Annotated in this window: 3 protein-coding genes; 2 read left to right on the top strand and 1 reads right to left on the bottom strand. The window is 68.6% G+C overall.

Features of this window, described 5'->3' with window-relative positions; translation table 11 throughout:
* The first annotated feature begins 141 nt into the window (after window positions 1-141).
* Window positions 142-1,449, top strand: coding sequence for a hypothetical protein (locus tag KV557_RS41585; RefSeq protein ID WP_218207318.1), 1,308 nt, complete (start codon window positions 142-144; stop codon window positions 1,447-1,449).
* Window positions 1,450-1,497: 48 nt separating this feature from the next.
* Here KV557_RS41585 and KV557_RS41580 read toward each other — a convergent pair whose 3' ends face one another.
* Window positions 1,498-2,247: an SDR family oxidoreductase gene (locus KV557_RS41580; protein WP_308130323.1), complete on the bottom strand. Its 750-nt coding sequence runs from the start codon at window positions 2,245-2,247 to the stop codon at window positions 1,498-1,500.
* A 90-nt stretch (window positions 2,248-2,337) separates the two neighbouring features.
* Between KV557_RS41580 and KV557_RS41575 the strand changes: the two genes are divergently transcribed.
* The gene (locus KV557_RS41575) at window positions 2,338-2,538 is read left to right on the top strand and encodes a winged helix-turn-helix transcriptional regulator (RefSeq protein ID WP_256178744.1); all 201 of its coding nucleotides are present in this window, start codon (window positions 2,338-2,340) and stop codon (window positions 2,536-2,538) included.
* Window positions 2,539-2,648: the final 110 nt, after the last annotated feature.

The following is a 2,648-nucleotide window of genomic DNA, read 5'->3' as shown; positions in this document are numbered from 1 at the left end:
CCGCCGCTATCTGCCTGAGGGCAGCATGGACCAGCTCTACCCTGGCGAGCAGGCTCGCGACCAACTACCACCCACCGCATGACCGTTGGCAAACGACCACTACACCACTTCACGGGACATGACCAGGTTCGGCATCATCAGTTGTTCCTGACCAACCTCCACCGGACGCGGTGCACGGGCCCTCCGCGCGGCAAGCGCCGGGGAAGGCCCCGGCTTCCCGACCCTGCCCCGGCGCTTCCGCCGGCCTTCGGCTGGGTCCAACCGGCTCTGTTCGAGGTCCGCCGCGACTTCACCCGGTTCGACCGTCGGGAGCACGTACGGCTCGACAACCCCTGGCTGGCCTGGGCCCGGCATGCCGCCCACCGCCTCGCAGAGGCCCACGGCTGGCCCCGACGCGTCCGCCTGGATGTCGACCGGGCCCTGGTCATCGTGCTGTCCGGCCACACCGGCGGCGAAGTCGTCCGGCATTCCGAGGTGTTCCCGGCCCTGCGGTCCCGGGGACTCAGCGTCGAATGCACCGTGGAAGTGCTCGACCACATCGGTGTCTTCCTCGACGACCGGCACTCCTGCTTCGATCGCTGGTTGGAGTCCAAGCTCGACGGCCTCGCGGTCGGCATCCGGCGGGACGTCCAGGACTGGGCCCGGCTCCTGCGCGACGGCGGCCCCCGGTCCCAGCCCCGGGACGTGGCAACCGTCTGGGGCTATCTCAACCGACTGCGGCCGGTGCTGCTGGAGTGGTCGAACCGCTACGACCACCTGCGCGAGGTCACCCGCGACGACGTCCTCGCCCACCTGGCCACCGTCCACGGCTCGCAGCGCAAGCACACCCTGGTCGCCCTGCGGTCGCTGTTCACCCGGGCCAAGAAGAACGGCACGATCTTCAAGAACCCGACCAGCCGCATCCGGGTCGGCCAGCAGGAGAGCGGCGTCATCCAGCCTCTGGAAGCTGAGGACGTCCGGTCCTCCGTCGCCGCGGTGACCCGTCCGGCGGACCGGCTGATCCTCGCCCTCGCGGCCGTCCACGCCGCCCGGCCCGGCGCGATCCGCCGCCTCCAACTCGACGACCTCGACATCGGCGATCGTCGACTCGTGGTTGATGGCCGCGTCCGGCCCCTGGACGAGCTCACCCTGCAGGTCGCCCTCGCCTGGCTGGAGCACCGACGACGACGCTGGCCCGACACTGCCAACCCGCACTTGCTGATTAACAAGCAGACCGCGCTGGAGACCGGCCCCATCAGCGGCGTCTCCGTCTCCACCGCGCTTCGCGGCCAGACCGCCACACTGGAACGGCTCCGCGTCGACCGCCAGCTCGAAGAAGGCCTCGTCCACGGCCCCGACCCGCTCCACCTCGCCGAGGTCTTCGGCCTGGCCGAGAAGACCGCCATCCGCTACACGGACTCCGCCCAGGCGCTACTGTCCCAGGCCGCCGAGACCGGCCCCGTGTCCTAAAACACGAGGAGCGCCTTCTCTTTTCTGTAGGAGGAAAGAATGGGGGCGTCAGCGCATGCCGCCGGAAGCGAGGATGACAGCCCCGGTGATCCAGCGCGCGTCGTCGGAAGCCAGGAAGGCCACTAGCGGGCCGTAGTCGTCGGGGGTGCCCGTACGGCCCAGGGGGGTGGCGGCGATCGCCTGTGCCTCCTGAGCCGACCCGGCGTATCCCATGGCCCTGGTGCCCTCGGTGTCCGACGGCCCGGGCATGATCGCGTTGACGCGGATGCCGCGCGGGCCCAGTTCCTTGGCCGCGACGATGGTGAAGGCGTTGACAGCGCTCTTGGACGCGACGTAGAGCGAGGCGTAGGGAGGATGGCTGACCGTGCCGGCCGTCGAGACGTTGATGATCGACGCGGCGTCGATGTCGTCCTGCGCGGCCAAGGCCTGCGTGGTCAGGATCGTGCCCAGGAGGTTCGTGGTCATCTCGCGCTGGAACTCGTCCTCGGTAATGCCCGACAGCGGCGCGAACGTGGCGACGGCCGCGTTGTTCACGACCACGTCGACCGGGCCGTACGCCTCGCGCGCCCGGTCGAAGAGACGGCGCACGTCGTCGCCGTTGGCAACGTCCGCCTGGACCGCGATCGCCCGGCCGCCCTTGGCGGTGATGCCCCCGACGACCCGCTCGGCGCCCTCCGCGTCCCCCCGGTAGTTCACCACGACGGCCGCGCCGGTCTCGGCCAAGGCCTTGGCGATCCCCGCGCCCAGGCCCTTTGACGCGCCCGTGACGATCGCCGTACGTGCGTTGTTGCTGCTCACAGTGGCTCCTTGAACATGAGTGCTTGCGGAAGTCACCGTAGGAAAGCCAGTTACTGCTGGGAAGTACGTACTTATTTGTAAGCTGCTGTCATGATGGAGACAGAGCAGGTCGCGACAGCCACCAGGCTCCTGGCCCATGACACCTTCGACAACAAGTGCGTACTCAGGCCGATCATGGATCAGACGACAAGCCGCTGGGCGACACTGATCATCTCGGCCCTCATCGCCGGCCCGCACCGCTTCGCGCGGCTGCACGCACGAGTGGGTGGCATCATGAAGTTCCCCCACTGAACTGGACAGCCTGATACTGGGACGTTGAGTCCCGGAGGAAGCAGTCCTGATAGTGAGCGGTAAGAGCAACATGAGCAAGCGGTACACGGCCGAGTTCAAGCGGGACGCGA

This window comes from Kitasatospora aureofaciens, assembly GCF_019192735.1.
GTDB classification, from domain to species: domain Bacteria; phylum Actinomycetota; class Actinomycetes; order Streptomycetales; family Streptomycetaceae; genus Kitasatospora; species Kitasatospora aureofaciens_A.
Note: the sequence above shows the minus strand (reverse complement) of the source record. Positions and strands in the feature narration are given on the sequence as shown.